The 23,907-nt window shown below is 40.1% G+C and carries 27 protein-coding genes; 6 read left to right on the top strand and 21 right to left on the bottom strand.

Translation table 11 applies throughout. From position 1 onward, the window contains the following. Positions 1–148: 148 nt before the first annotated feature. The gene (locus IE339_RS21405) at positions 149–1,864 is read left to right on the top strand and encodes a DUF4855 domain-containing protein (protein ID WP_242170982.1); all 1,716 of its coding nucleotides are present in this window, start codon (positions 149–151) and stop codon (positions 1,862–1,864) included. A 44-nt stretch (positions 1,865–1,908) separates the two neighbouring features. Here the strand turns inward: IE339_RS21405 and kapD are convergent, their stop codons facing one another. Next, positions 1,909–2,532: a 3'-5' exonuclease KapD gene (kapD, locus tag IE339_RS21410; protein WP_242170984.1), complete on the bottom strand. Its 624-nt coding sequence runs from the start codon at positions 2,530–2,532 to the stop codon at positions 1,909–1,911. 218 nt (positions 2,533–2,750) lie between these two features. Continuing rightward, positions 2,751–3,140: a hotdog fold thioesterase gene (locus IE339_RS21415; RefSeq protein ID WP_242170986.1), complete on the bottom strand. Its 390-nt coding sequence runs from the start codon at positions 3,138–3,140 to the stop codon at positions 2,751–2,753. 125 nt (positions 3,141–3,265) lie between these two features. Here IE339_RS21415 and IE339_RS21420 point away from each other — a divergent pair, with 125 nt between their 5' ends. Further along, on the top strand, positions 3,266–3,634 hold the full coding sequence (locus IE339_RS21420) for a YuzC family spore coat inner layer protein (protein WP_242170988.1): 369 nt from the start codon (positions 3,266–3,268) through the stop codon (positions 3,632–3,634). Positions 3,635–3,723: 89 nt separating this feature from the next. On the opposite strand, the gene IE339_RS21425 is transcribed toward IE339_RS21420, so the two are convergent. The 8 genes from IE339_RS21425 to IE339_RS21455 all read right to left on the bottom strand — a co-directional run bounded on the left by IE339_RS21425 (position 3,724) and on the right by IE339_RS21455 (position 9,853). Beyond that, positions 3,724–4,260, bottom strand: a complete 537-nt coding sequence (locus IE339_RS21425) for an HD domain-containing protein (RefSeq protein ID WP_242170990.1) — start codon at positions 4,258–4,260, stop codon at positions 3,724–3,726. Between the two features lie 133 nt (positions 4,261–4,393). Then, the gene (locus IE339_RS21430; RefSeq protein ID WP_242170992.1) at positions 4,394–4,993 is read right to left on the bottom strand and encodes a sulfite oxidase-like oxidoreductase; all 600 of its coding nucleotides are present in this window, start codon (positions 4,991–4,993) and stop codon (positions 4,394–4,396) included. A gap of 121 nt (positions 4,994–5,114) precedes the next feature. After that, positions 5,115–6,620 carry a leucyl aminopeptidase gene (locus IE339_RS21435; protein WP_242170994.1) on the bottom strand — a complete coding sequence of 502 codons (1,506 nt, stop codon included), beginning with the start codon at positions 6,618–6,620 and terminating at the stop codon, positions 5,115–5,117. Positions 6,621–6,633: 13 nt separating this feature from the next. Beyond that, the gene (locus tag IE339_RS21440; RefSeq protein ID WP_242170996.1) at positions 6,634–7,011 is read right to left on the bottom strand and encodes a DUF309 domain-containing protein; all 378 of its coding nucleotides are present in this window, start codon (positions 7,009–7,011) and stop codon (positions 6,634–6,636) included. Positions 7,012–7,140: 129 nt separating this feature from the next. Beyond that, positions 7,141–7,761 (bottom strand): 3D domain-containing protein, encoded by a 621-nt coding sequence (locus IE339_RS21445; RefSeq protein WP_242176276.1) that lies wholly within the window; start codon positions 7,759–7,761, stop codon positions 7,141–7,143. A gap of 156 nt (positions 7,762–7,917) precedes the next feature. Then, positions 7,918–8,241 (bottom strand): YuiB family protein, encoded by a 324-nt coding sequence (locus IE339_RS21450; RefSeq protein WP_242176277.1) that lies wholly within the window; start codon positions 8,239–8,241, stop codon positions 7,918–7,920. 90 nt (positions 8,242–8,331) lie between these two features. Continuing rightward, positions 8,332–8,451: a YuiA family protein gene (locus IE339_RS24710; protein ID WP_053400226.1), complete on the bottom strand. Its 120-nt coding sequence runs from the start codon at positions 8,449–8,451 to the stop codon at positions 8,332–8,334. A 187-nt stretch (positions 8,452–8,638) separates the two neighbouring features. Continuing rightward, the gene (locus IE339_RS21455; RefSeq protein ID WP_242170999.1) at positions 8,639–9,853 is read right to left on the bottom strand and encodes an NAD(P)/FAD-dependent oxidoreductase; all 1,215 of its coding nucleotides are present in this window, start codon (positions 9,851–9,853) and stop codon (positions 8,639–8,641) included. Positions 9,854–10,354: 501 nt separating this feature from the next. Between IE339_RS21455 and yumC the strand changes: the two genes are divergently transcribed. After that, positions 10,355–11,347, top strand: coding sequence for a ferredoxin--NADP reductase 2 (gene yumC, locus IE339_RS21460; RefSeq protein WP_242171001.1), 993 nt, complete (start codon positions 10,355–10,357; stop codon positions 11,345–11,347). A gap of 46 nt (positions 11,348–11,393) precedes the next feature. Here the strand turns inward: yumC and IE339_RS21465 are convergent, their stop codons facing one another. The 5 genes from IE339_RS21465 to dapF all read right to left on the bottom strand — a co-directional run bounded on the left by IE339_RS21465 (position 11,394) and on the right by dapF (position 15,980). Further along, complete coding sequence (locus IE339_RS21465) at positions 11,394–13,088, bottom strand: glycoside hydrolase family 13 protein (RefSeq protein ID WP_242171004.1); 1,695 nt, start codon at positions 13,086–13,088, stop codon at positions 11,394–11,396. Between the two features lie 62 nt (positions 13,089–13,150). Then, entirely contained in the window at positions 13,151–14,128 is a 978-nt protein-coding gene (locus tag IE339_RS21470) for a LacI family DNA-binding transcriptional regulator (protein ID WP_242171005.1), read from the bottom strand. Positions 14,129–14,249: 121 nt separating this feature from the next. Continuing rightward, the gene (locus IE339_RS21475) at positions 14,250–14,492 is read right to left on the bottom strand and encodes a hypothetical protein (protein ID WP_053400221.1); all 243 of its coding nucleotides are present in this window, start codon (positions 14,490–14,492) and stop codon (positions 14,250–14,252) included. A gap of 184 nt (positions 14,493–14,676) precedes the next feature. After that, positions 14,677–15,042 (bottom strand): HesB/IscA family protein, encoded by a 366-nt coding sequence (locus tag IE339_RS21480; protein ID WP_242171007.1) that lies wholly within the window; start codon positions 15,040–15,042, stop codon positions 14,677–14,679. A gap of 83 nt (positions 15,043–15,125) precedes the next feature. Next, positions 15,126–15,980: a diaminopimelate epimerase gene (gene dapF / locus IE339_RS21485; RefSeq protein ID WP_242171009.1), complete on the bottom strand. Its 855-nt coding sequence runs from the start codon at positions 15,978–15,980 to the stop codon at positions 15,126–15,128. A gap of 234 nt (positions 15,981–16,214) precedes the next feature. Here dapF and IE339_RS21490 point away from each other — a divergent pair, with 234 nt between their 5' ends. Continuing rightward, positions 16,215–16,898, top strand: coding sequence for a DUF2225 domain-containing protein (locus tag IE339_RS21490; protein WP_242176278.1), 684 nt, complete (start codon positions 16,215–16,217; stop codon positions 16,896–16,898). 60 nt (positions 16,899–16,958) lie between these two features. Here the strand turns inward: IE339_RS21490 and IE339_RS21495 are convergent, their stop codons facing one another. Beyond that, positions 16,959–17,198, bottom strand: coding sequence for a YuzB family protein (locus tag IE339_RS21495; protein ID WP_053400218.1), 240 nt, complete (start codon positions 17,196–17,198; stop codon positions 16,959–16,961). Positions 17,199–17,500: 302 nt separating this feature from the next. Here IE339_RS21495 and IE339_RS21500 point away from each other — a divergent pair, with 302 nt between their 5' ends. Further along, entirely contained in the window at positions 17,501–18,568 is a 1,068-nt protein-coding gene (locus IE339_RS21500) for an NAD(P)/FAD-dependent oxidoreductase (RefSeq protein WP_053400217.1), read from the top strand. Between the two features lie 27 nt (positions 18,569–18,595). On the opposite strand, the gene IE339_RS21505 is transcribed toward IE339_RS21500, so the two are convergent. After that, positions 18,596–18,925, bottom strand: coding sequence for a YuzD family protein (locus IE339_RS21505; protein ID WP_242171011.1), 330 nt, complete (start codon positions 18,923–18,925; stop codon positions 18,596–18,598). A 158-nt stretch (positions 18,926–19,083) separates the two neighbouring features. Here IE339_RS21505 and IE339_RS21510 point away from each other — a divergent pair, with 158 nt between their 5' ends. Then, positions 19,084–19,317 carry a NifU family protein gene (locus tag IE339_RS21510; protein WP_242171013.1) on the top strand — a complete coding sequence of 78 codons (234 nt, stop codon included), beginning with the start codon at positions 19,084–19,086 and terminating at the stop codon, positions 19,315–19,317. A gap of 42 nt (positions 19,318–19,359) precedes the next feature. Here the strand turns inward: IE339_RS21510 and thrB are convergent, their stop codons facing one another. From thrB to IE339_RS21530, 4 genes are all read right to left on the bottom strand, one after another. Continuing rightward, entirely contained in the window at positions 19,360–20,274 is a 915-nt protein-coding gene (gene thrB / locus IE339_RS21515; protein WP_242171015.1) for a homoserine kinase, read from the bottom strand. Next, entirely contained in the window at positions 20,268–21,329 is a 1,062-nt protein-coding gene (gene thrC / locus IE339_RS21520; protein ID WP_242171018.1) for a threonine synthase, read from the bottom strand. Before thrC ends, thrB begins: the two co-directional genes overlap by 7 nt. Further along, positions 21,329–22,630 carry a homoserine dehydrogenase gene (locus tag IE339_RS21525; protein ID WP_242171020.1) on the bottom strand — a complete coding sequence of 434 codons (1,302 nt, stop codon included), beginning with the start codon at positions 22,628–22,630 and terminating at the stop codon, positions 21,329–21,331. The genes thrC and IE339_RS21525 overlap by 1 nt, the downstream gene beginning before the upstream one ends. Before the next feature lie 287 nt (positions 22,631–22,917). Further along, the gene (locus tag IE339_RS21530; protein ID WP_242171023.1) at positions 22,918–23,904 is read right to left on the bottom strand and encodes a 2-hydroxyacid dehydrogenase; all 987 of its coding nucleotides are present in this window, start codon (positions 23,902–23,904) and stop codon (positions 22,918–22,920) included. Positions 23,905–23,907 lie beyond the last annotated feature (3 nt).

Genomic DNA, 23,907 nt, shown 5'->3' on the forward strand with positions numbered 1-23,907 from the left:
CCTTCTTCTCTATCTTATCGAAAAAAAAGAGGGATTGCCTAGAAAAATTACTTCATATTGGAATTTATCAACCGATCTTATAGAAGGTTACTTCGACTTGAAAACATGTTTTCCTGTCAGAAGAAAACTAGATGGAGGGAGAAAACAGATGAAAAAAGCTCTACCACTTGTTCTGGCGTTCCTACTCGTATGCTTTTCGAGCGCTCCTGCTCACGCTGCATTTACGGATGTACCTAACGATCACTGGGCAAAAAATGAAATTGAATTTTTAACAAAAAAGAATATTATTAAAGGTTATGACAACGGACGATTTGGCCCTCGTGACTACATTACGCGGAAACAAGCGGTAATCATGATGATGCGCGCCTTAAAGCTGAATGTGTCCAATCGACCGAATCCTCACTTTAAAGACATATCTCCTACGCAAAACGGATACAAAGAAATTGCAGCGGCCGTTGATGAAGGATGGTTTCTAAAAGGAAGCTCGTTTTACCCTGATCGTCCGTTAACGCGCGAAGAAATGGCACGTTGCTTAGCAAAAGCCTATCAGTTAACAAACAAAGGGGCGTCATCATTTAAAGATGTGTCGACGAGCAGTCCATATTATTCTGATATTATGGCGTTAGTTAGCAATGATATCACCTCAGGATATACAAAAACGACGTTTGGCCCAAAAGATCCTGTAAACCGTGCACAATTCGCTGTGTTTATGTCCCGTATTTACAGTAAACCTCTAGCTTATGTTGTAAAACGCGGAAGTACAACCGTTAAAACCTTTGATTCAAAGGACGATGCGGTAGAATTCGCATTAACATCAAGTGATTTAACCGTTCATCCCGTCAGCAACACCGTCAATACATATCCAGATCAATTCTTAGGAACCAATAGCGCAAAAATTAACAATGGGGTTCTTATTTACAACGGATTTGAAAATCAAAAAAGCTTTGATGCGGACTTTTTTACACCTTACATTTCGTATGTAAAGAATCAAAAGCCTGTCGATTCACTCTTTGATACGTTTATTGTGTTAGGAAGAACGTATTCACAAACAGGAAGCTTTCAGCAAACAATTAATAGTACTGGTAATGATGCGAACTACGCTGAATGGAAATGGTATATGGACCGTACGTTTAGTGGAAGTGGCGTCGTTCCAAACTTAAATCAATCAGCGTCAATGAATCCTGTAGCAAAAAAAGTAAACGTGTACCTTTCTATTCCTTATCCAAAGTACCGTGGTCAATTTGTTGATCTAGCTGGTAAAAAAGTGCCCGTCACGGCCGCAAGTCGCTATCAGCTTGTGAATTGGTATGTGAATGAAACGATGAAAAAGTTCCAAGCTGGCGGATATAAAAATGTGGAGCTATCCGGGTTCTACTGGTTGAATGAAACGGTCATTAATCCTGAAGATCAAGAGCTTGTTAAAAAGACCAGCGCGCTATTAAAATCAAAAGGAAAACAGCTTATTTATTCTCCACATTCTCGCAGCACAAACTTTGAGCACTGGCAGGAGTACGGATTTAGCGGTGCTTACTTACAAAGCAATGCATTTAAAGTGAAAACGTCGTTAAAAGATGTTCAAAAGCAACTTCACTTCGGATATCTTGAAGCTTTAACTTACGGATCTGGTATCAATCTAGAAATCGACGATGTCTCACTTAGTAACGATATTCAAGATCGCATTACGAAGTTTGATGAATACCTTCGCCTCGGTCGCTTGTATCATCTGCCAGGCAGAAGCGTTATTATGTATCAAGGAACGGAAATGATTTACCGCTTAGGAACCTACCATTCTAAGTACGGCGAGCGATATGCTAACTTTCAGAAGGCTTACGATGATTTGTATGCATTTTTGAAAAATAAATAGATCCTCCATCATAAAAGCCAAATCAATAACGTTTGATTTGGCTTTTATAATGCAAATTTATTGAGTACTTTTGAAAAGTCGATGCGGTCACCGATGGTCGTAGGGGCATGAGGAGATAAGTAGCGTTTGTCGTTTTCAACTAATTTAAAGATGTTAAGGGTCGTGATGGCATCATCAAGGGCACAGTGGTGCTTTCCGGTCCCTTCTTTTCCATATTCCTGTACGGCTTTCCATAATCCCGTTTGGTTTTGATCGCCGAAGAAACGTTTGTATTCCATTGATAAATCTAGCATTCTCCCTTTGAATGGAAATGATAAATTTGCTTTTTGACACGTATGTCGGAGTACTTTCATATCCATATTTCCCCATGTGATGATGGTAGTAGGATAATCTTTTTCATACGAGTGTAAAATATTCACTAAGGACTCTAATGTAATGCCGTTATCAACCTGATGTTGTTGAATGCTGAGGAAAGATTTACATCGCTCTGTTAGAATGGGGAATTTGATCGGTTGAACATGCGAAGAAAACGTGCTGTTAATTTCGTTATTTACCATTGAAGCCAAGCCGATTTCAATAATTTCAGGATAAAACCCTTTTGGATATCCCTTTGTTTCCGGCATAGTAAATTCAAAATCTAAAAATAAATATTGATGGTTTTGCTCCACTATTATCCACTCCTTCCTGTGACCGCTCTGTTTATTTTTTATTATTATAGCATGTAAATAATGGTTACACGCTTACTTTTTGAAATAGAGTTCCTATTCTTATTTTTTTGCTTTTTTCTGTTTCTCTTAATCTACTCTATTCAAATTTCAGCGTTGTGCGCATTATGATAGCCCAATTCTTCCAACTTTTTGCTATCGTTTTTCGTTTATAAACTCTTTCAACTCGAACGCTTTTGAATAACAGCTAGTGTACACCGTGACACACAGATTAATTTTTCATCTTCATCTACAATTTTCACTTCCCACACAACCGTCGTGCGGCCTTTATGTAGTGGCGTGCCAATCGCCTTTACGACACCGTCTTTCTTTCCACGAATGTGGTTGGCATTGATTTCAAGGCCTACACACACTTCACGTTCTGGATCCACACAGTGAAGACCACCAATGCTCGCCACCGTTTCAGCTAATGCTACAGACGCACCGCCGTGCAACAAACCGAAAGGCTGTCTCGTGCGTTCATCCACAGGCATCGTGGCCTCTACTTTTTCACTAGATGCAGACAAAATTTCAATACCAAGTGCCTCAATTAAAGTTCCATTTGTGTTCATACATTCTCCCTCTTTCTCATATTTTTTAAAAACCACGCTTCTAAAAGCTTCGATGATGTTAAAGGTATGTAAGACATTCTCTATACATATATATTACATATAAACGAATGTAGGAGGGAAATTATTTGAATTATTATCCAACTTTTTATCCATCCTACCCTTACTATTATCCACCCTATGCGCAGCGATCTCCGGCTCCATCCTATCCCCCTGTCAATACACAGCAATTTCAGCTATCCACACAGCACCAGCTCGAACTTTTACAGGATGCTTCTTTACTCGTTAACAAACTCATTAAAGCGCCTGCTTTATTAAAACAAATTAAAGAAGCCGCACAAGAATCAAAGATCGCAACCGTCAAGGCGCTGCTGGAAAAAACGGGGGTTAAGTCGCATTTAGATGTCGTATACAATCCTGATAGCATACGCATTCTCCTGTCAAACAAGGATCCTAAAATAGACTATGGACACCTTGCAATGGCTATACAATGGTAAAACATAAAAAACACATTTCCTGTTTACAAGAAATGTGTTTTTTACTCACTGTATATATACATTGGAAAGCTCCTAGTATTCATAGTATGTTACCCTAACTGGCGAAATGGCTCAGTATTTAAAAATTCAGCTACTTTCTCATCGAGCTCTTGAATTTTCTTAAGTGCCAATTGGTCGTCCATCTCACGATAATGATGATTACCTCCCGGCTCTTCATCCGCTTCGTCTGCAAGTCGGACTACCTTTTGCAGAGGACGCTGATGTAACTCTCCGTCGGGTAAATACGAATCAGTATGAAGCAATATCGCAAGAGCAATTTCCTTGGCAGCCTGTGGATTTTCTCCTAAACGGATGAGCAGTTTATGTGCACGCTCTGCACCTTTTATCGCATGAATATCGTTCTTTTTATACTTTTCATAATCCCATTTTCCATCGGTATACCATTCATAGTGACCAATGTCATGCAGAAGCGCGGCCTTTGTCGCTAGGTCTGGATTCACATGATGCTGAACAGCTAAACGAAAAGCGTGGTAAGAAACCGCCACTGCATGTGCGACTCCGGAGCGTTTCAAGTATTTTTGTGCAATGGGATGTTCAAAAATTTGTGTTAGTGTAATTTCTCTCAATGTTCATCCCTCCATGATAATATTTCATTAAAACATAACATATTTAAAAAGTGAAAACAACTAGGACGTTATAAGATGTGACATCCTTTAGATCCGTACTTTTCCCCCTAGTTGTCTGCTTTTACAGGCTTTTTTAATCCCAGCTAAACCGCTGTTCTTTCCACGGATTCCCATAGTTATGATAGCCGTTTTGCTCCCAGAATCCTGGCTGGTCCTCTTTTACAAATTCGATCTCTCTAATCCATTTTGCGCTTTTCCAAAAATACAGATGAGGCACGACAACACGAAATGGATATCCGTGCTTTGGCGTCAATGGTTTTCCATCATGGGAATGTGCAAGCAGCGTCGTTTCACGCAAAAAATCCTCAATCGGTAAATTAGTCGTCCAGTTCTCTTCCGCATGAAGAACCACAAAACGAGCCTCTGGCTTTACGTCCACTTTCCTCGCCACGTCCTGCACGGAAATCCCCGTCCACCCGTTATCAAGGCGAGACCAACCTGTAACACAGTGAATATCATTCGTTACACTCACATCATCAAACTCTCTTAAATCATTGTATGAAAAAGTAAGAGGATTCTCTACTAATCCTGACACCTTTAGGTTCCAATTTGATAAATCTTCCTTATACTTTGGAACCGAGCCGTGATGAAGAATCGGAAATTTCTTGGTCACATGCTGATTTGGTGGAACTCGATCGTTTTCTTGTTTCTGTTTTACTCGTCCGAAAAACATATTGTCCACACTCCTTTTGTCTATTCTATGTTTTTTCTTATAATCATACACATATTATGCTTCGTATCAAAATCTCGTTGAGAACAAAAAAGACAAAGCGTCAGACGCTTTGCCTTTTACCTTATTTTTCGTTTACTTCAAATACTTCCACAAAAGAAGCAAGCGTACGAACCATTACGCCTGTCGCTCCTGCTGGTCCTAAAGCATGAGGTGAGGAAACAGTAGCTGTTCCTGCAATATCAAGGTGAACCCAAGGTGTGCCATCCGTGAATTCCCCAATAAACGTTCCTGCCATAATTGCATGGCCTTCACGTCCTGGAGAATTATTTAGGTCTGCTACTTGGCTGTTTCGAACGCGTTTTTTGTCTCGCTCTGTGATCGGCAATTGCCATACCGTCTCACCAGCTTCATGACTTGCTTCAAGGAGTTGTTCATACAGCGCCTCATTATTCGTCATGGCCCCCGTTGTATCTGTCCCAAGCGCCACGATAACACCACCAGTTAAAGTCGCCACATCTACTAAATAATTAGCCCCGTGATGCTTCGCATATGTCACAGCATCAGCTAGCGCTAGGCGACCTTCCGCATCTGTGTTTAACACTTCAATGGTTTTTCCATTCATTGCCGTAATCACATCATCCGGCTTAAAAGCATCACCGCTAATCATGTTATCTGTAGACGGAATAACAGCAATTACATTTTGGTCAGGACGAAGCTCACCAATGACCTCCATTGCACCTAGTACAGCGGCAGCTCCACCCATATCAGTTTTCATACCGACGATGCCGTCTTTTGGCTTTAATGAATAGCCGCCTGTATCAAAGGTAATTCCTTTTCCAACTAGGCCAATCACATCTGTCCATTCATCTTTTCCTTGGTACTTTAATACAATCATTTTAGGTGGTTCTGTTGATCCTTTGTTTACCGCTAGGAAAGCACCCATTCCGAGCTTTTCCATCTCTTCTTTTTCTAAAATTTCATAGTCAAAGCTATACTTCTTAGCCAAGTCTACCGCGTAATTCGCCAAGTCAGTTGCCGTTAGCATATTGCCAGGCAGGTTCACCAATGTACGTGCCGAGTTTGTTGCCTTGCCGTACACATAACCGACTTTTAGAGAAGCAAGCGTTTCAGCCTGATCATCCTCTGTAATGATCGAAACTGCTTCAATATGCTTTTCAGGTTCATTTGACTTTTTCTTGTAGTCTGCAAATTGATAAGTAGAAAGCAGTAGCGTTTCTCCTACTGCATAGGCTACGTCCTGGGCAGAAATGTAATCCGCGCAAAATGTATCGATGGCAACCGTAATTTTTTCAAGTTTGGATGCCTTAATCGACTTAAATAAATGCCCAAGGGATTCTCGAAGTCGATCTAGTGTAAGAGCATCTTTTTTTCCTAGCCCCACGAAAAATAAACGCTTTGCTCCTACTTGTTGAAACGTATGTATTTTAGAAATCTGATTATGCTTAACGCCGATATCTCCCTCACGAATAAGCTCCATCACTTGATCTTGAAGCTTTTCATTAAGCTCCCCAATAATTCCATCTAAACGATGGTTTTGATTAAAGATTCCGACAACTAATGCCTCTGTTTCATGCTGTACCTCGTACGTGTTATGTACTGAAAACATAAAAAAAATCCCCCTATTCCTCTAAAAATAAAAATATCGTTGGTAAAGTAGGCAACCAATCGACTTCATCAAACGGAACTTTATCCACTTCGTCTGGAAAAAGCGTTAAACATTCTTGGATGTACACCAACAATTCCTCAATGTCTATTCCCCAGTTCTTAGGGCGATACGCATTCAAATAAAAAACGGCTGCTTTCATCATGATGCGAGCCCCTTTTACGTTTCCATAACTATAATGATAAAGTGCTACCGTAAACTGAAGTAATCCTTTTAAGAAAAGGTTTGATTTATCAACCATCCACATCTCTTCTAAAAGATCATGACACGTATAGTAGTCACCTTCGTTAAACTTAATAAAAAACAAATAGTACTCCTCTGGATATAGGGACATTGATTTCCCTCCTAGAAGCCAAGAATACGTTCCATTCCATCATATCAGATTTCGATCGTCTCATATAGCTTTCACGCCTCTAACATGAAAATAAGGCAAGCCGCAGCCCACCTTATTCTCACTCTTTTGTTATTCATAGTACTGTCTAAATACTTGCATCGATTTATCTTCATTCAACAAGATGAGTTCTTGCTCTGTTAATGTTCCGCTGCCTTTTTTAACAACATAAACATCTAACTCTTTCTTCCCCCACTTGTTGTACACATCATCAACCGTTTCATAATACAAATCCAAATGATCGCCTTTGATGGCACCACCCTTGTCAGCGACTACCCCGTACCCGTACCCTGGAATAAATAAAATGGTGCCAATTGGAAAGATGCGAAGATCCGCTGCAATCGTGGAAAATAAATCGCGCTTTACTTTGACTCCCGAGTAAGTTATTCCATATTCTGGGTGACCAGGATTCTTTCCTGTTGATTCGGCACCTGCCGTATAGCCCGTTGCAACGACCTTATGTACAGGATAATGAGATTTTGCGAACTTTTGCTCTAACGTTGGCTTTTGAATTTCTAGCGCTGCTAATTGAGTATGCGGATGAACTGTATCCATTCCTCTATCATGATAAAGAACAACTCCTTGTTTATAAAGAGAGCGTATTAAATCACTGATAGGTACTCCTGAAATTGCCTGATAGGTGGTGAGCAGGGCTACTACTACTAATACAAGAATACTTAACCGTCTTAACATGATGGTTATCGTTGACACTGTTCCACTCCTCTCACGAATTTATTTCTTTCCATCCGTGAGAGAAATTATGCATTTCGTAATGGTTTTGGCCTTCTTGCCTCAAAATAACAAATGCTATCAAAAAAAAGATGGTGCACATAGTGTGACACCACCTTTTTAAAACATCCGATAACCACTGGCTCGAAGCATTCTGATGACAATTCCAGCTGCGATCGCACCTAAAAATCCTGAAATAAGAATCGATATGTCAGCCACTTGAAGAGAAAGAATTTTATGCCCCAGCTGTGAAAATGATTGAGCTGGCTTTCGGAAATATTCAATAACTTTTATATTATCTACGATACAAATAAAAACGATTGGATAGATAATGGCCATAATCCATGACATGCGAAGTAGCATGTTCAGCAAAAAGCCGATTCCGAAAAATAGAACAAAAAACAATAAAATGGAAATCAATAATACCGGTATCCCCACACCTATTCCCTCCCAAACACTGTCAAATTAAGTGTACTGAAAGGTGAAAGCGCAGTCAATCACGAAAAAGGAATAATTTAGAATAGACAGAAAGCTTTACTTCTGTTCTCCTTTCCCATGGCAATTTACACACGTTTCGGTGCCACCCAAAATTAAATGAACGTATCCTCTTCCTTCACATAGTGAACATTGTTGGATAGCCGTATTCTTTTTCATGATTCGTTCCCCTTTCTTATATCTGAATTTTCTGATAATAATATCAAATAGGAAACGACTTGGGAAGAGGTTACGTAAAAATTTTTAAATTTTTCATTGGTTCTATTCACCGGTTGTTCACAAATCATTCAAATAAAAAAGGAGAATCACCTAAGTGACCCTCCTTTTGACATCATTCTTCTATTTATTAAAAGAAGTTAAATTTACCTTTTTTCATTACAAGTCCAGCTCCACCTTGCATGAATAAAGAACGGTTGTCGATTACTTTTTTCATGAATGAAGCGCTTGTTCCGAATAATTTCTTACCGAATACCATACCGATTGCATCGTCATGACCTAATGAACATACAGTACCTTTTAAGTCTGGTTTGAACTCTTGAAGTTCACCTTGACCACGTACAAGTACAGAGATGTTATGTGCACATGTTGGTCCTTGTTGCATTGCAACTTGTGCTGTTGGTGGATATGGACGATCGATTTCTGGGTTGATTACTAATGAGCAATCTCCCACTACGAATACATTCTCAAGACCTGGAGCACGTAGTTGTGGATCAACTTTTACACGAGCACGCATGTTTTCGATACCTGCTTTTTCAATTAGGTGACTTCCGCGTACACCCGCTGCCCATACAACTGTACCAGCTTTAATTTCTTCGATTTGATCATCTTTTGCAACGATGATTCCCTCTTCAGTACATTCTTTAATCGCTGTACCGATTTTGAATTCTACGCCTTTACGCTCTAATTGAGTCACAGCATATTCAACTAATTCTGGATCAAATCCAGGAAGAGCTGTTGGAGCTGCCTCAACACAGATTACGCGTACTTTTTCACGTGGAATATCGTATTCTTTACATAATTGAGGAACGCGGTTTGCTAATTCAGCAACAAACTCAATTCCTGTGAATCCTGCGCCACCTACTACCATTGTAAGAAGCTCATCACGTTTTTCTGGCTCGTTGTTATATGTTGCAAATACAAAATCAATGTGTTCGCGGATTAAACGAGCAGAGTTGATGTTAGCGATAGAGAAAGCATGTTCTTTAAGTCCTTTAATACCGAACGTTTCAGACTCATATCCTAAAGCTACTACTAAGTAGTCATATTCAAGCTCACCGTTTTCTAAAATAACACGTTGCTCTTCAAGCTTAATGTCTGTTACTGTATCTTGAACGAATTTCGTTTTGTTTGTGTTAATCGTGTTTGTGATTTTGAAACGAGCACGGTCATGATGAATTGTACCAGCAGATACCTCATGTAACCATGTTGATTCATAGTGATAATCATTTTTGTTTACGAGCGTTACTTCAGCCTCGTTAACTCCAAGTTTTTTTTGTAAGTTAAGAGCTGTCATCATACCGCCGTAACCAGCACCAAGGATTACGATTTTAGGCTTTCTCATTTTGATGTCATCCACCTTTTCCAATAATAATTTGTATAAAGCAATAAAATTTATAAAAATGAATTTAAAAGTGCAAACACAAGTGTTTTTTGTTAGTGTGAGCTACAAGATGTTTTCCTATCCACTTTTGTCACCCTCATATCTAGGTAAAAAGTTTGTGAATTCCTTCACGTATCAAGACGGAAAAATACATACTTTTGTTAAGAAATTGTCATGAAATATTAACAAATACACCCATCAACAATCATCATAGTCCTTTTTTGGTTGTTTTTCAAGTGTATTTGACTGATTTATTAGGTTAAAAATATTCCGCCTTTTTATCCGGAATTTAAAATGCGGTGTGTGTTGCATTTTTTACGGTTTCATGATAAAAATTATAAATATTCAAATTTTTTAATCTTTTTACGATGATATGAAAGATACAATAGGCTTTTTTTCCAAGTAGGTTATGCTATCATAAAAAAGCCAATCATGATATACATAAATATAGAGGTGATTAATGTGAAAGAAGATAAAAAGGTTTATGACATTACGATTATCGGTGGAGGTCCAACTGGACTTTTCACAGCATTTTATGGAGGTATGAGACAAGCAAGTGTGAAGCTAATTGAAAGTTTACCACAGCTTGGTGGACAATTGTCTGCTTTATACCCTGAAAAATACATTTACGATGTGGCTGGTTTTCCGAAAATCCGTGCTCAAGAGCTTGTAAACAACCTAAAAGAGCAAATGGCACAGTTCGACCCAACGATCGTGCTTGAGCAAGCGGTTGAAAAGCTTGAAAAACAAGCGGACGGTGTGTTCAAATTAACGACAAACAGCGAAGTTCATTATACAAAAACAATCATTATTACAGCTGGTAACGGTGCGTTCCAACCACGCAAACTGGAATTAGAGTCTGCTACGCAATATGAGAGTAAAAATCTTCATTATTTCGTTGACGACATGAATAAATTTAAAGACAGAAAAGTCGTTATTTTCGGAGGAGGAGATTCCGCAGTCGATTGGGCACTTATGTTAGAGCCAATCGCTGAGAAAGTAACCCTTGTCCATCGCCGTGATAAATTCCGCGCGCACGAACATAGCGTTGAACAACTGATGAATTCAAAAGTAGAAATTAAAACACCTTACGTACCATCTGAACTTGTTGGTGAAGATGAAATCAAGCAAGTTATTCTTGAAAAAGTAAAAGGTGAAGAAAAAGAGATTATCGATGTTGATGATGTTATCGTAAACTATGGCTTCGTTTCATCTCTTGGTCCAATTAAAGAATGGGAGCTTGACATCGAGAAAAACTCAATTGTTGTCAACTCAAAGCAAGAAACAAACATCCCTGGTATTTATGCTGCTGGTGATATTTGTACGTACGATGGAAAAGTAAAGCTAATCGTTGCTGGTTTTGGGGAAGGCCCAACAGCCGTTAACAATGCAAAAAGCTACATGGATCCAAAAGCAAGAGTACAACCTCTTCACAGTACATCTTTATTTAACTAATTCAAAAGAAGAACGAGGCTATTGCCCCGCTCTTCTTTTTTTCTGTTTATTTTAGCTTGTATACACGTGCTTCATAAGGCTTAAGCTCTAGCTGTTCAATCGGCGCGTCAACAGCTACAGGATAATTGGAAATCAGCACTTCCTTTTGGGAATATGAAATCCCACTTGGCAACATAAACGCTTTTTCATCTCCTGTGAAGTTTAGGAGCACTAACAGCTTTTCGTCTCCGAGCGTACGGGTATACACATACAGTTCTTCATCGTCAGGAAGCAGCAGCTCATATGACCCATAAACGATGACATCATGCTGTTTTCTCAATTGAATTAATTCACGATAATAATGATAAACAGAATGCGGATCTTGAACAGCATGTTCGGCATTAATATACTGATAGTTCTCATTCACTGCTAGCCACGGCGTACCTGTTGTAAATCCAGCATTTTCACTGTCATCCCACTGAATTGGTGTACGGGCATTATCTCTACCTTTTACATAGATCGAATTCATTACCTGCTGTTCATCTTCATGACCTTCCACTACTTTTTCACGATACATATTTAACGTCTCGATGTCTTTGTAGTCGTTGATTGAATCAAGCTTGATGTTGGTCATTCCAAGCTCTTCACCTTGATAAATATACGGTGTGCCTTGAAGCATATGAAGCATTGTAGCAAGCATTTTGGCTGATTCTACGCGATACTCCTGGTCATTTCCAAATCGTGATACCATTCGAGGCTGATCGTGGTTGTTTAAATACAGGCTGTTCCATCCTTTTCCATCTAGCCCTGTTTGCCATTTCGATAGGGAGTTTTTAAGATCTGTTAATTTTAGAGGACGTAGATCCCACTTTCCTTCTGGACCTCCGTCTAAGTCCATATGCTCAAACTGAAAAACCATGTTAACTTCCTGTCGCTCTTCTCCGGTATAAAGAACGGCTTCCTCCACCGTAACGCCTGGCATCTCTCCAACGGTTAGCACGTCATATTGTGAGAGCACTTTTTCATTCATTTCTTGTAAAAATTCGTGAATCCGCGGACCGTCCATGAAGAACTCTCCCCCCGGTGCGTATTTTTTGCCGTGTGGATTTGGAGCATCTGGTAGCCCAGGTACTTTCGAAATGAAGTTAATGACATCCATTCGAAAACCATCGATCCCTTTATCAAGCCAAAACTTCATCATGCGATAGACTTCTTCACGGAGCTTTGGATTTTCCCAATTTAAATCAGGCTGCTTACGGCTGAATAAGTGAAGATAATATTCTTCCGTATTTTCATCATACTCCCATGCAGAGCCGCTAAACACAGACTCCCAGTTGTTCGGCTCTTTCCCATCTTTCCCTGGCTTCCAATAGTAATAATCTCGGTACGGATTATCAACTGATTTTTTTGACTCTTGGAACCACTGGTGCTCATCTGAAGAATGATTAACGACTAGATCCATAATTAACTTCATTTCTCGCTGATGGATTTGGTGAATTAACTTCTCCCAGTCCTCCATCGTGCCAAAGTCACTCATAATGCTTTGGTAGTCACTAATATCGTATCCGTTATCATCATTTGGTGATTCATACACAGGAGAAAGCCAGATCACATCAATCCCTAATTCTTTTAAGTAATCAAGCTTTTCCGTTATCCCTTGAAGATCTCCAATTCCATCCCCATTTGAATCGTTGAAGCTGCGCGGATATATTTGATAAACGACGCTTTCCTTCCACCACGTTTTGCTTGTTGTTTTCTCCATTTTTTTCTACCCCTTTGTTTTATTTTTTCGTAAACGTTTACGTAATGTTCAAAAAAAAGATGTTACTTTACAGTTTCTCGCTCAATAATTTTATGTTGCAGTACGACGTTAGAAGTTGGGCGCTTTTTTAATAACATTTCGGCTGCCGAACGTCCCATTTCATAAAGAGGCTGTCCGACGGTTGTGAGCGGCGGAATTGCTTTCTCAGCGGCAGACGTATTATCGTATCCTACTACTGCTATTTGATCAGGTACTCGTATATTCTTTTTATATAAATACGAGAGTGCGCCTACAGCCATTTCATCGCTCGCACAAAACACGGCCGTTACGTCAGGATATTTCTCGATCAATTCCTCCATACCCGTAATACCCGTTTCAAATGCAAAATCACCGTACACGATGGCAGGCTCACCGTCGATCCCTTCGTCAAGAAGTGCCTTTTTAAATCCCTCAACACGTGGAGATGTTGCGATTAAATCGCCTTCTGTTCCTGCGATCATTCCAATATTTCGGTGTCCTTTATTTAATAAATAGTTCACGGCATCATAAGAAGCTTCAAAATCATTTACCTTTACATAAGGAAGCGGGTAATCAGATTTGGTGGATACAAGGACAACCGGAATACTCATGCGAGAAATGACCTCGTAGTATTCTTCCTTCATCCATTCGCTCACAAATAAAATACCGTCCACTTGTTTCTCTCTCAGCATTTGCAAATATTTCAGCGTTCTCTCTCCGCTTTTATCTGTTTTGCAGATCACTACGCTATAGTCCATTTCATGAGCGATATCTTCAATCCCAGCAAGCACGTCTGCTGCAAATAAGTTTGATACGTTCGGTAACAAAACACCAATCGTTTTCGTTTTTTTATTAATCAACCCTCTAGCGATCGCATTTGGCTGATAGCCTAGGTCATTAATAATCCCCAGCACCTTTTTCTTCGTATCTTCGGAGTAGCCCGGCAAATTGTTTAATACGCGTGACACCGTCGCCACCGACACATTTGCCTGCCTCGCTACATCCTTAATCGTAATCGACATATCTCACCATCCATTTAGTAAACGTTTTCCTTTTCGTATTTTACCACATCATTAAAACGCTTACAATTTATTATGTATTAAGTGTTGGTTAAGAATGATCCTCAACCAACACCCTTCATCACTAATAGATTTTCGTGCTGCTTTTTTCTGTCGTATCGTCTAGTAAACCAATAAACGTTCCTAAAACGAAAATAGTCATTGAGGCACATAAGAAACCAAAACTACCAATAAAGAAATAGTTCATAGATGAGGAAGCGCTTACAAATAAACCGGCAATAAATAATATAACAGAGATTACAAACTTCACTTTTGCCATTCTCTTGCACATTTTTGTTATCCCGTTTCGTGGCTTGTAAGGTGCCATACCTTTCATCCTCCTTTTGTGTCTATCCCCTATAAAAATTGTAACACAATATTCAAAATTTTCAATACTTTATCTATTGACTTTTCAAAAAGTTTGTACTTTATTGTATGCGTGTATTCATAAAAGATGAAAAATGATGAATAAAAAAAGAACCTCTCCAACTTTCGTCGGAGAGGTGTCGATGTTAGCACTCTTCAGGTTTTCCTGCATTTGATGCTGTGCGGAAAGAAGATCCGCAGCCACATGATGCAATGGCATTCGGGTTATCGATCGTAAAACCGCCCCCAAGCATTGATTGCTTGTAGTCGATTTGTACGCCTTTTACAATTAGCGAGCTTTCTTTATCAATAAGAATTTTTAAACCTTGTTGTTCTAAAACAACGTCATCTTCTTTTACCTCGTGATCAAATCCCATTCCGTATGAAAGGCCACTGCACCCTCCACCTTGGACGCCAAATCGAAGGTATGCACCTTCCTCTTCGTTCTGTTTCATCATATCTTTTATTTGAAAGCCTGCAGCTTCTGTTATGTGAATTAGTTGTTCACTCATCGTTTTTCCTCCTTTACTTGAATCAGATTCAAACTCTTACTTGAATTATATAATTCCTTGACTATAGAAACAAATAGTCTGTCTTAATAATAATATTCTCCCGTACAGATTACTTCTGCAGGTCCTTTCATTAATACGCGTCCTTCCGTTGTCCACGTAATCTCTAAATCTCCGCCTGCTAGATGAACCGTTGTTGGGACGTTGCGTTTCGTATGATTATTTAACACAGAAGCTACCACAGCGGCACAAGCGCCTGTTCCGCATGCCTGAGTAATTCCTGATCCTCGCTCCCAAACGCGAAAGTGCAGCTCGTGTTCATTTACTACTTCAACAAACTCTACGTTTACGCCTTCTGGAAAGCGTGCGTCCTTTTCAACGATTGGACCAAGCGTTGTAAGCGGTGCTTCTTCAATGTCATTTAAGTAAAAAATGACGTGTGGATTCCCCATCGATACGGTCGTAATTTCATATTCTTCCCCGGCAAATAAGGCTTTTTCTGCTACGACCTGGGACGTATCGTCACCTGTCATTGGAATTTGTGATCGCTGTAATCGTGGTTCCCCCATATCGACCGTTACTTCAGTTACAACCCCGTCTTCTACTACTACCTTTGCATCTACGACACCTGAGAGTGTTTCAATCTGAAATTCTGTTTCTTCTACTATCTTATGTTCATACGCATACTTCGCTACGCATCGTAAACCGTTTCCGCAGTTCTTTCCTTCAGAACCATCGTTATTAAAAATACGCATTTTTACTGGCGCGATGTCTGATGGACAAATAAGAATTAAACCATCTGATCCGATTCCTGTATGAATATTTGAGACGTTTACAGCCACACTAGGTAGTTCTGCTTCTTCAATTCGTTCTTCAAACATGTTGACATATATATAGTTATTTCCTAATCCATGCATCTTTGTAAATTGAAAACTTTTCATCGCTGCCTCCACTTATTTTTTTCTTGTGTCTAGTATAAAGATATCTAAAAAAGAGCACAATAAGAACATCCCCCGTTTTTGGCTTCTTCATTAGTAATCTAATGGAGAAGCTTTTATATTTTATGCCTTTATACCTAGCAACAACTAGTTCTTTTAGATTATAATAAAGTATATAAGTATGTTTCGAATACAGCGTACGATTACAACAAAAGAGGAGGGCTAGACGTGAAAGGAATGTACGACAAGCGGATGGAGTGTCCCATTTGTATGTCCCCGTATCAAACGAAAAAAATCTTATCTAGGTTTGTTAGAGTTGTTTCCCTAGATACTGACTTCTACAGTGTATATGAATACACTCATTTAAATCCGCTACTTTATCACGTGAATATATGCCCAAACTGCGGCTATTCACATACAGAAGATTTTTCCCCTTATTTCCCACCTAATGCGAAAGAGCAGATCGCTCAAAAAGTGTGCCAGGCTTGGACACAGCAGGACTATGGAAATGAACGCTCTGTTTTAAAAGCGATCAATGCCTATAAGCTAGCACTTTATTGTGCTCTATTAAAAAAAGAGAAGCACGTCACAATAGCCGGTCTATTATTGCGAATTGCGTGGCTACATCGTCTTGAACAACGGGAAGAGGAAGAAAAACGTTTTTTACTTCATTCTCTTAACGAGTACAAGCTTTCCTATGAAACCGATGATTTTCAATCTTCTAAAATGACTATTACAAAAGTCTTATATTTAATCGGAGAACTAAACCGTCGCGTTGGACAGGAACATGAGGCATCCTATTATTTTTCACAAATTATTCAGCGTCATTCAAAAGCAGGAGATCCAAAAATTATTGAAATGGCACGTGATCGCTATCAAGAAATTCGTGAAAAGCAGAAGCAAGAAGCAGAGGTTATTTAGATAAAACGAGCGGTAGGACATGTCCTACCGCTCGTTTTATCTATATGCAAAAGACATCTATTAAAACATTGGATTTTCTTCTAAATAAGCATATACATTTTGAACCAACTCGTCTGATGTTGCACCTGTGACAATTTCACCGTTTACCAGTGCATATGGAGACTGAGCACATTTGCCACAATACCCCAGACAGCCGTATTCAATAATGTCTAAATCGTAATCCTTTTCAAGCTGTTCCATCGCTTTTTGGGCACCGCTAGCTAGATTACTTATACAAAATTCTATGATTGGCTTAATCACTTTTGCTCACCTCTCTATTACTTGTAAATCTACAATTTTTTTGATTCATCGTCAACTTTTGACGTTTTCTATTCCTACTTTTTTCTATGCAGCAACGCTTTAAGTGAAAAATAATCACTTTCAGAAAAGCGTTAAAAGTAAAAAAACCATCGTGCAATAGGTTGTTATTTTTTCATTATTTAGTTATACTTTTATGTGAATAAACGCAATTATTGTGACACAAAAATATTATCGCAGTAAAATATGTTGCATCAATACATAGCTATTTCACAAACTTGTTTTTGCAAAAAGGGGAAATTTTTATGAAAAATCTTGTGATTTTAGGTGGCGGATACGGCGGTATGCGCATGTTGCATCGCTTTTTACCAAATCATCTGCCAAATGATGTTCAAATTACTCTCATTGATAAAGCACCATATCACTCATTAAAAACTGAGTTCTACGCGCTAGCAGCTGGTACCATTTCGGATAACCATATACGCGTAGCCTTTCCTGAAGATCCTCGTTTAACCATTAAGCACGGTCTAGTTGAAAAAATTGATTTAGATTCAAAAGCAGTTCTTATGCAAGACGGGTCAACTGTTCCTTATGATGACCTTGTAATCGGCTTAGGATGCGAAGACAAATATCATAACGTACCGGGCGCTCCTGAGTTTACTTATAGCATTCAGTCAATCGATGCTTCACGCAAAACATATCAAATGATTAATAACCTTCCTCACCACGCGATTGTATCAATCGTCGGTGCAGGATTAAGTGGTGTCGAGCTTGCCAGTGAAGTCAAAGAAAGCCGACCAGACTTAAAAATTAAGCTGTTTGACCGCGGTAAATTTATCTTATCAGCTTTCCCAGAACGTTTAAGTAAATACGTTCAAGGATGGTTTACTTCTCATGGAGTGGAAATCATCAATAAAGCAAATATTACTAGAGTAGAAGAAAACGTTCTATATAACAATGACGAAGCGATTCACAGCGATGTAATCGTATGGACTGCTGGTATTCAGCCTAGTCGAGTGGTACGAGAATTAGACGTTGAAAAAGATCCTCAGGGACGTGTTGTACTTACGAAACATCACAACCTTCCAACGGACGAGCATGTATATGTTGTTGGGGATTGCGCAAGCCTTCCACACGCACCTAGCGCACAGCTAGCAGAAGGACAGGCTGAACAAATCGTTCAGATGCTCCAAAAACGCTGGAACAATGAACCTCTGCCTGACGAGCTTCCAACGATTAAATTAAAAGGCGTATTGGGCTCACTCGGTAAAAAGCACGGCTTCGGTTTAGTAAACGACCGCGCCATTACAGGACGAGTTGCTCGCCTTTTAAAATCAGGGATCTTATGGATGTATAAGTATCATAACGGATAATAGCACCGCTTTTGCGGTGCTATTGTTTTAGTTTGCTAGATAGCCATGCTTCTCCATTTCAGAATAAATATCCTTTAGACGAGGGCTCCCCTCACCGATAATTTCTCCTTTAATCACAATCACAGGAAAAAATAAGTCTTCTTCAATTACCCGAGTAGCGAACGCTTTTTTCTCTTCGTCATCCTCTGGTGGAGAATAAATATCGATATAGGTTAATGTAAAAGGCTGTGATGGGTATTTGCGCCCCACTGCTGCTTCAATCCATTCATACGTATCTTTTGAAGATGGCATATTTACACAGCTCGCACAAATAATCTCCGCACCATACACGCAAATTTCAACCACTTCTCTTCCCACATTCTCTCTCCCCTTTGCTTTATTGTTCTTCTTATATTTTACACAATAAAGAATATTTGAACATCTTTTGAATTCAGGTTAACATTACCGTGTGTTCTTGAATAGATTTTTTTAGTAAGACCGTTTATAATGAGAGACAAGGAAAGGAGTCGATATGTATGGAAGCAGAAATGAAAGAACAAGTTCAAGAAGTATTAGATAAATTGCGTCCCTTCTTACTACGTGATGGTGGGGATTGTGAATTAGTAGACGTGGAGGATGGCATCGTTAAGCTACGCCTTTTAGGTGCTTGCGGTAGCTGCCCAAGTTCTACAATCACACTAAAAGCAGGTATTGAACGTGCACTATTAGAAGAAGTTCCTGGCGTTATGGAAGTTGAACAAGTATTCTAATAATGAAGAAGAGGCACTCTCCGCAAGGAGAGCGCCTCTTTTTTATACCGTAACAGAATGATTGTGCACACGTACTCCCTCTTGATCGACCTTTACATGTCGAACTTCACAGTCAGGAACAAGCGTTTTTAAGGTCTGAATAAGCGTTATCGCATCTTCCGATTTTACAAAAGATAAAATGCTTGGCCCCGCACCGCTTAATGCCGTTCCAAATGCCCCGCTATCTTTTGCTACGTTTCGTACAACAGCCAGTTCTTTTACAAGTGATGAACGATAAGGCTCATGGAACAAATCCTTTTCCATGACCTCTCCAACTAATGGCCAATTGTTTGTAAATAACGCTGCCACTAGCGTATTACTTACAGCACTTGCTTCAACTGCTAGCTTGTACTCTAGCTGCTCGGGGAGCACATTTCTAGCATACGTCGTTTTCAGCTCATACGGCGGAATGACCATCACGGTATCCACCTCTACGTCTTTTATGTGGACCGTATACGTTTCATCTGCATGATGATAACCAATTAAAATTCCACCATACACCGCAGGTCCTACATTGTCTGGATGTCCCTCCATCACGCTCCCAATTCGAACCTTGTCCTTTTTAGTGAGCTGTAAATCACCTAATACGTTCGCAATTTCGATACCAGCGACAATTGCAGAAGCACTGCTTCCTAGCCCTCGTGCTAACGGTATATTGCTTGTCATCGTAACCTTTACAGGTGGAAGCGTTACATTATAATCGGCTGCCACCTGCTGAGCTACTTCGTAAATTAAGTTATCTTTTCCTTCTGGAATTCCTTCTAAGTTCGGAGAGGCAGCAATAAAGCGCCACTCGCTACATTCTTCCACTTCTAACGTCAAGTAGCAGGAGAGCGCCATACCAACAGAATCGAAGCCCGGACCTAGATTAGCAGAGCTTGCCGGAACAATAATGGTAAAGCGGCGATTTCCTAACATGACGCAATCACACCTTCAATGTGCTCAAACACTGCTTTTTCTTCGTTTGGTAATACCACAGGTCTGAAATGACTTGAGTCAATCGCTGTATTTGGATCTTTTAGTCCGTTTCCAGTTAAAACGGCAACCACCGTCGAGCCAGGGGTAATCTCTCCAGATTCCAGCTGTTTGATCACACCTGCTAATGATGCACATGAAGCAGGCTCTGCAAATACACCTTCTGTACTTGCAAGTAAATGATACGCTTTTAAGATTTCTTCATCTGTTACTTCGTCAATCTTTCCGTTTGAGGAATCTGCTGCGTCCACCGCATACTGCCAACTTGCTGGATTACCAATCCGAATAGCTGTCGCAATCGTTTCAGGATTTACAATAACCTCATTACGAACGATGGCAGCTGCACCTTCCGCTTCAAACCCTCTCATTTGTGGAAGACCTGTTTCTTTTTTCTCGTTATACTCCTTAAATCCTTTCCAATAAGCCGTAATGTTTCCGGCGTTTCCGACTGGAATCGCAAGAACGTCAGGCGCCTTCCCTAGTTGATCACAGATTTCAAACGCAGCCGTTTTTTGTCCTTCAATTCGATACGGATTCACCGAATTTACAAGCGTTAACGGAGAAGATTCACTAAGCTTACGTACCATTGCGAGCGCTTCATCAAAATTGCCTTCAATTGCTACAATTTCGGCTCCGTACATAACCGCTTGAGCAAGCTTACCCATCGCAATTTTTCCATCTGGAATAACAATAATACAGCGCATCCCAGCACGTGCAGCATAAGCTGCAGCTGCGGCTGATGTATTCCCTGTTGAAGCACAAATTACCGTTTTACTACCCTCTTCTTTTGCCTTAGCTACCGCCATTACCATTCCTCGGTCTTTAAATGAGCCCGTTGGATTCGCACCTTCGACTTTGACATGAAGGTTAATGCCAAACCGCTTTGACAGCTCTTCTAAATGAATAAGGGGCGTATTTCCCTCATGTAGCGTTAGGCTCGGTGTATGTTCGTTCACTGGTAAAAACTCTTTGTATTCTTGTAGTAATCCTTTCCACATTAGGCAAGTGCCTCCCCTTCTACACGGTAGCTGCTTTTGATACTGTCTAAAATTTGTAGTCCTCGCAGTTCTTCCATAATTGTTTCGTAATCTTTTAATGATGCCTGATGTGTAACGACGACGATTTCTGCTAAGTCACTGTTTTTAACAGGAAGCTGGATAATTTTCTCGAAGCTCACGCCGTAATTGGAGAATAGCGTTGTAAGGTCAGCGAAGGCCCCTACTTGATCTTTTACGTGGATACGCAAGAAATACTTAGAGAACATTTTATCTTCGTTTTTGAGCTGTTTTGGAAACTGTGGCGCTACTGCGCTTTTTCCGTTTACGCCTAAACGCATGTTCTTCATCACACCAACTAAGTCAGACACAACGGCCGTAGCGGTCGGAAGGCTACCTGCACCTGGTCCATAAAACATCGTTTCCCCTACCGCTTCACCGTACACATACACAGCATTGTATTCATCGTTAACAGCTGCAAGCGGATGCGTATCTGCAAGAAGTGTCGGCTGAACGCTCACCTCTACCTCTTCTCCGTCACGGTGCGCATACCCAATCAGCTTCATCGTGTAGCCAAGCTGCTTGCTATAGCGTAAATCTTCTTCTGTTACAGAAGAAATTCCTTTTACACGCACATCATCTAAATCAATCTTCATGGAAAATCCGAGCGTCGATAAAATCGTCATTTTGCGGGCTGCGTCTAGTCCTTCTACGTCAGCTGTTGGGTCAGATTCCGCATAGCCGAGCGCTTGTGCTTCTGCTAAGACATTATCGTAAGCACGACCTTCCTTGCTCATTTTTGTTAAAATAAAGTTCGTTGTACCGTTCACAATGCCCATCATTTTCGTAATGCGATCTGAGGAAAGACCTTCTACTAAACCACGTAAAATAGGGATGCCTCCCGCTACACTCGCTTCATAAAACAAATCACAGTTACTTTCAGAAGCAACGGTCAATAATTCCGATCCGTACAGAGCCATTAAGTCTTTATTTGCCGTCACCACGTGTTTGTTGTTGCGAAGAGCCGTTAAAATGTAATCACGGGTTTCTTCAATTCCTCCCATTACCTCAATCACCACATCGATCTCTGGATCATGAAGAATTTCTTCTACATTTTTCGTTAACTTTGAAGCATCGACTTCCACATTTCGTTCCTTTTCCAAATCATTCACTAAGATGCGCTTTACCTCGACGGGACAGCCGACTTGGTGCATTAATTTGTCCTGATGATTCTCAATAATTTTTACTACGCCACTTCCGACTGTTCCAAGACCTAATAAACCAATTGATATTTTTTTAACCATTTTCTTCACCTCTATGTATCGTATGATGGATTTGTGTTTTCTGAATAGACATTTGTTCTTTTATAAAGGACATTATAGAGACTATTCTGATTTTTTACAACCCTGAAAATAGAAACTTTTAAATGAAAGCGTTATCCATTATATTAGGTAGATAATTTTAAATGTTTTGACTTTTTACCATAGTAACACTTGTATACAAAGGAGAAAACCTTCTTTTTCATATTTGTATTTGCAAGCTCGCATATAAAAGAAAAGAACTCTCCGCGAAAACGAAGAGTTCTTAACAATTATGTGTGCTGAACGACTGAACGATTAACAATCGTAGCAGGGGTGTTTGCTTTTAAGACACGTTCAATATTTTCTACGCATAGTTCAATCATTGCCGTACGCGTTTCAATACTTGAACTTCCAATATGCGGGAGTGCAACGATGTTAGGATGTGTAAGTAAAGGATCATTTGCGACAATTGGCTCTTGTCGAAAAACGTCTAGTCCAGCGGCCGCTATTTCCCCTTCTTTTATCGCCGTTAGAAGTGCTTCTTCATCCACCACCGCACCGCGTGAGGCATTCACAAAAACAGCGGTTGATTTCATCTTCCGAAATGCTTCTTCGTTAAAAAGATTCATTGTTTCCGCTGTTAACGGTGTGAGGCAGACAATAAAATCAGATTGCGTAATGAGTTCGTCAAATGACGCGTACGTCGCACCAAGTTCGCGCTCTGCCTTTTCATCGCGTGAACGGTTATGATATAAAATATTCATGTCAAATCCAGTCGCTCTTTTAGCTACCGTACGTCCAATGTTCCCCATGCCTATAATTCCAATCGTTTTGTGGTGAACATCCCGACCCGCAAGTAGGTACGGACTCCAACCTTTCCACTGATCGTTCTTAATGTACTCAGCGGCTTCAACAAGGCGTCTCGCAGCCAACAGTAGCAGCGAAAAGGTCAAATCTGCCGTTGTATCGGATAACACATCAGGCGTATTGGAAACGATAATACCTTGCTCTGTTGCAGCGTCTACATCGATGTTGTCATAGCCAACAGCTAAATTTGCGACGATTTTTAGTTGAGGAGCTTCCTCTAAAAGCGCTCGATCGATTCGGTCTGAGAGCATTGTCAAAAGGGCCGTTGCGTTCAGTGACTTTTCTTTTAGCACTTCATCAGGAACTGGTTTTTCTTCTTCTGCCCACATCTCCACATTTGCGATTGCTTCTAACGGGGCAATTAATTTCTTTGGTAGTTGACGTGTAATATAAACGAATGGCTTTTCCATCTC

The sequence above is a fragment of the Priestia koreensis genome, from assembly GCF_022646885.1.
Lineage (GTDB): Bacteria > Bacillota > Bacilli > Bacillales > Bacillaceae_H > Bacillus_AG > Bacillus_AG koreensis_A.